This is a genomic window from Nostoc sp. CHAB 5715, from assembly GCF_020829685.1.
Classification (GTDB): Bacteria; Cyanobacteriota; Cyanobacteriia; order Cyanobacteriales; family Nostocaceae; genus Nostoc.
In genome coordinates, this window is record NZ_JAIVFR010000584.1 from 1 (window position 1) to 4882 (window position 4882).

4 protein-coding genes are annotated in these 4882 nt (G+C 41.6%); 2 read left to right on the plus strand and 2 right to left on the minus strand.

The genetic code is table 11. The annotated features are described in order from the left end of the window. Positions 1–648: 648 nt before the first annotated feature. A complete protein-coding gene (locus LC574_RS26635; protein WP_229456609.1) occupies positions 649–2844 on the plus strand; it encodes a transglycosylase SLT domain-containing protein in 2196 nt (731 codons plus the stop codon). A gap of 421 nt (positions 2845–3265) precedes the next feature. Here the strand turns inward: LC574_RS26635 and LC574_RS26640 are convergent, their stop codons facing one another. Beyond that, positions 3266–3439, minus strand: a complete 174-nt coding sequence (locus LC574_RS26640) for a hypothetical protein (protein WP_229456610.1) — start codon at positions 3437–3439, stop codon at positions 3266–3268. Positions 3440–3738: 299 nt separating this feature from the next. On the opposite strand from LC574_RS26640, the gene LC574_RS26645 reads away from it, so the two are divergent. Continuing rightward, complete coding sequence (locus LC574_RS26645; RefSeq protein WP_229456611.1) at positions 3739–4023, plus strand: DUF427 domain-containing protein; 285 nt, start codon at positions 3739–3741, stop codon at positions 4021–4023. Positions 4024–4164: 141 nt separating this feature from the next. Here LC574_RS26645 and LC574_RS26650 read toward each other — a convergent pair. Beyond that, the coding region (locus tag LC574_RS26650; protein WP_229456613.1) for a PEP-CTERM sorting domain-containing protein at positions 4165–4882 on the minus strand (718 nt) is incomplete at its 5' end.

Sequence of the window (4882 nt, forward strand, 5' to 3'; positions counted from 1 at the left end):
ACTGGTAGATTCCCTAATTGTTGGAAATAAAAGTGAATTCAACCCCAAAAGATTAGACTAATAAAAATTTTCTGGACTAGACTTTTCAAAATTACCAGTAATATGAGTTACATCTGCGGAATGCAGGGTAAAAGCTATGTCCCGCAAGGAACTGAAGTTCCTTGCGGGACATGGCTTTTACGTTAAGTTGACACGTATGAGCAATGCGCTTTACCCCTACGATAGATGTGGTTCAAATATAGGACTTACGCAAAAAGTGCTGAAAAGCTTAATTTATCGAACCGCCAAGAACGCCAAGAACGCCAAGAATCGTAGAGTTTGCGTAAGTCCTAAAATACATGAAAACTGCTGTAATTATCCTGCGATCGTCAATAGACCATGCTGTGCCCTTACGAAAAATGTGGTTTTTAAACTTCTCCATATATGGTATTTCTTGTCAATGCGTAAGTCTAATTTGTATTTATGATATACCCAAGATAGATGTAATAGTATCTAATATGTGCTATCTACTCATTACTACCAACCGTAAGATTGAAAATTAGTATTTTTCTACATAAAATGAAAAATCTAAAATTAAAAATTGGTAATACTGATGGTTAGGAGTGCTACAGTTTCAAGAAATTCACCGGAACTTTTCAGCGGGTATTCATGCTGAAGAAACTACAGAAAAAGCAAATTTCGATAATTGCGGGTGCAGCACTGTTTGCCTTTTTAGCTGGGGCAATGGTATCGGCACCTGAGATTGGCAAGTCTCTGGGGAAATGGCTCAAACTGAGTCAAAATCAAGCAGAGCAAACATCAGAGGGTAGCATTGCTCAATCAGCCGTCTTTCCACTGATATCACAATCGCTGCCAGAACGGGCGGCAAAACTAGCAGAGATCGCCGGGCAGTCGCGATCGCCAGACCGAAATCGCGCTCGTTATCTTTTGGCGAGTGATTACATTGAAAGAACCCAAGCCAAAAAAGCGCTGGTTTTACTGGATGGGCTAGATAAAGACTATCCGATCCTCGCGCCCTATATTTTACTGAAACAGGCGCAGGCGCAGGATATGCTAGGCGAAGACGGCAAAGCCTCGGATCTCAGACGAAGTGTCCTGAAACTGTATCCCAAAGAAGCGGCCACAGTGAAAGCACTATATCTGATTGCCCAACCGAAGCAACAGGAAACAGCGATCGCTCAATTTCCTTCTAACCCTCTAACTTGGGAAATTATTCGTAAACGCTTGCAAGAAAATCCCAATCAGCCACAATTACAATTGATTTTGGCTAAATATGCTTATGACCAACCTGGGATAGTGGGCGTTTTGGATCAGCTAGTAAAACAGCCTACCCTGAAACCCGAAGACTGGGAACTTATTGGTATAAGCTATTGGGAAAATAATCAGTTTCTCAAAGCCGCGAATGCTTATGTCAAAGCACCTAAAACATCGCGTAACCTCTACCGTACCGCACGAGGGTTACAGGTAGGGGGCAAAGATAAAGAAAAAGCGATCGCTACCTATACACAATTAGTGCAGCAGTTTCCCAATACCGAAGAAACTGGGACTGCACTACTACGATTAGCAGAAACCGCAAAAACACCTAAAGACGCCTTACTTTATCTTGAGCAGGTAATTAGTAAATTTCCCAAACAAGCTAGTACTGCACTGGTACAAAAAGCTAAAACTCTCCAAGCCACTAATAATCAAAAGTCAGCTAGTGAGGCGTGGCAATTACTCATAGCCAAATACGGCAATTCTGATGAAGCCGCAGAGTATCGCTGGAAAATCGCCCAAGGTAAAGCCAATGCCAAAGATTACGTCGGTGCTTGGCAATGGGCAGAACCAATTGTCAACAACAACCCCAACAGTATTTTGGCTCCGAGAGCAGGCTTTTGGGTAGGAAAATGGGCAGCTTCACTAGGCAAACAGCAGGAATCTCAAACTGCTTATGAGTATGTGATTAGCCAGTTTCCATACTCATACTATGCATGGCGATCTGCAACGATGCTGGGGCTGAATGTTGGCAACTTTGACAACGTGCGCGTTATGAACCCGGAAGTAATCACACCACAGCGTCCAGTACCGCCTGCTGGTTCTGAGACTTTCAAAGAATTGTATCTGCTAGGTCAAAACCGCGATGCCTGGTTACAATGGCAGACAGAATTTCCGAATAAAATTCAGCCAACTGTAGCAGAGCAATTTACTGAAGGATTGATGCGACTGGCAAAGGGAGATAATCTCATAGGAATTGATAAAATTTCTAAATTGGAAGACCGGGAAATACCAGCAGAAGTTGCCCAATATGAGACTCTGAGCAAACAGATCACCTACTGGCAAGCGCGTTATCCATTTCCCTATCTGCGAGAAATTGAAAAATGGTCTATTGAGCGTAAACTTAATCCTGTCCTAGTAACTGCTTTGATGCGTCAAGAGTCACGGTTTGAACCAAAAATTAAATCCGTCGCTAATGCTACTGGTTTAATGCAGGTGTTGCCGAGTACAGCTAAATGGATCGCCCCACAAATTAAGATGGATTTCAAAACAATAAATCTAGAAAATCCCAACGATAACATCATGCTGGGTACATGGTATTTGGGTCATACCCACGATCAATATAACAATAACTCGCTGTTAGCGATCGCCAGTTACAATGCTGGCCCCGGTAATGTCTCCAAATGGCTGCAAACTCAAACTACACAAGACCCAGATGAGTTTGTTGAACAAATTCCTTTTGATGAAACTAAAAGTTATGTGCGGCAAGTATTTGGCAACTACTGGAATTATTTGAGACTTTACAACCCTGAGATTTCTAGCATCGTAGCAAAGTACTCGACTACACACCCAAAATTGCCGACGCAGTGATTTCGCCTAATCGGATGAGCAAGTAGGATACGTGAGTTTGATTACGTTTGGGTAAGCAGGGGGAGCAGGGGGAGCAGAAATTGAATTCTGGTGTTAGATGGAGGAATTGAGTAAGGGATTTCCAAGAAATAAACTATACAATCTTGTGGGGTGGGCATCTTGCCCGCCCGTAATCAAGGGCGGGCGAGACGCCCACCCCACAATAAATAATTGGATATTTTTTTATTTGGAAGTCCCTAATTTAATTCTTGGATGTCCCTTGAACCAAAGATAAGGCTTATACCAATTCGCAATGACGCTCGTTCGCCCTTGGCGTGCCGTAGGCAAGACTCGCTAACGCTGCGAAGAGAGCAATTCGCAATTAAGAAACGGGAGCATCTCAAATGTGTAAGTTATATCAAACTCAGGTTATAAATTGTCATTAATCAAAATTACTCAGACCCATCATCTGATATGCAATAAAAGCAGTATCAAAGGGTTGGAGAAAATTTACATTCTTGGGATAGCTAGATAAAATGTCAGAGTTGGCGGTTGTGTTCATTGATGCGCCACTTTTTTGATTTTTGGCTGTATGAACGCTAGTAATTTTAGGCATAGAATTAATCCTTTTATAGATATTTTTTAGTTTTGGATATAAACTGAAATTCATTTTTTTGCTAATTAAGTTTCCATACCAATATGCTAGGAAATCTTCATGAGGTAAGCAAATACTTTTAATTTTTAATTTGATAAACAGAAGTGATACCAATTAATACTGGCATTGCAAAATTTTCTATAAACCTTACTGACCATTTGCTTGAGCTTGGATGAATGGTATCAGTTAGCCGTTAAGGAGGATAAAATAAGCTGATCGTGTCAAAATGTTAAGTGTATAGTTTATTTGCAAACTCACTTATGCCGAAAGCAATTTGGAATGGCGCAGTTTTAGCCGAAAGTGATAATACCGTAGTTGTGGAAAATAACCATTATTTCCCTGCTGACACCATTAACAAGCAATACTTTACAGACAGTAATACCCACAGTACTTGTCCTTGGAAAGGTGTCGCTAGCTACTACAGCATTGAAGTTGACGGACAAATTAACAAAGATGCTGCTTGGTATTATCCCAGCGCCAAGGAGAAAGCTAAGAATATAGAAGGCCATGTCGCCTTCTGGAAGGGTGTAAAAGTTGAGGCTTAATAAAGGTTCCTGGAAGTATTTTAGTTTCAGGGACATTGATATTATGTCCAACTAATTAGCCATAAAATAATTAGCCCGCGCAGAGAGAAGTCTGAACGGGCTTTGTATTTAAACTATTTGCGGATTTATTTTAATACATAATTATACCTTCGCCTTGGGAAATGCTGCTTGCTTTCTTTTGGCCAGCCAAGCCAGACTACCAGCAAGTATACTACCAGCGATCGCGCTAGGTTCGGGTACTCTTGTCAGCGAAATGCTACTGGCTGTAACAGTTATTTCGCCTCCTGCTCCTGAACTATTGCTACCACCAGCGATCGTGCTTGGTTGGGGTACTCGTCTCAATAAAAGAAGATCATCGACTCTGAGAGTTATGTTACCTCCTCGACCACCGCTGATTTGCCCAGAATTGCCGACAGAGATAGTTAAATCGCCGGCGTTAGTGGTGTTACTTGGAATCGTTAGCTTACTAGTAGAGATAGTTAAATCGCCGGCGTTACCGGCGTTAGTGGTGTTACTTAGATCCCTTATTTGACTACCATCGGTCAGTGTCAGTGCATTAGTACTTATATTCACACTATTATTACCGTTAATAGTGCTATTAATAAGCCTCAGTTCACCAGTAGGGTTATCTATTTTCAGATTGTCGCCGCTGATGGTACTATTGATAAACGTTAGATTACTAGAATTGTAAGCGTTGATATTACCAGCGATCGCTAGCCCAGAAAATGTAACATCGGCGGCGTTAATGTCAAACACGGGGAAGTGATTATTGCCACTAATGGTAAGTAAGTTAGCACCTGGGCTATTAATAGTGAGGTTTTTTGTGATCGCAAGTGCCCCACTCGTCAGGTTAATTGTA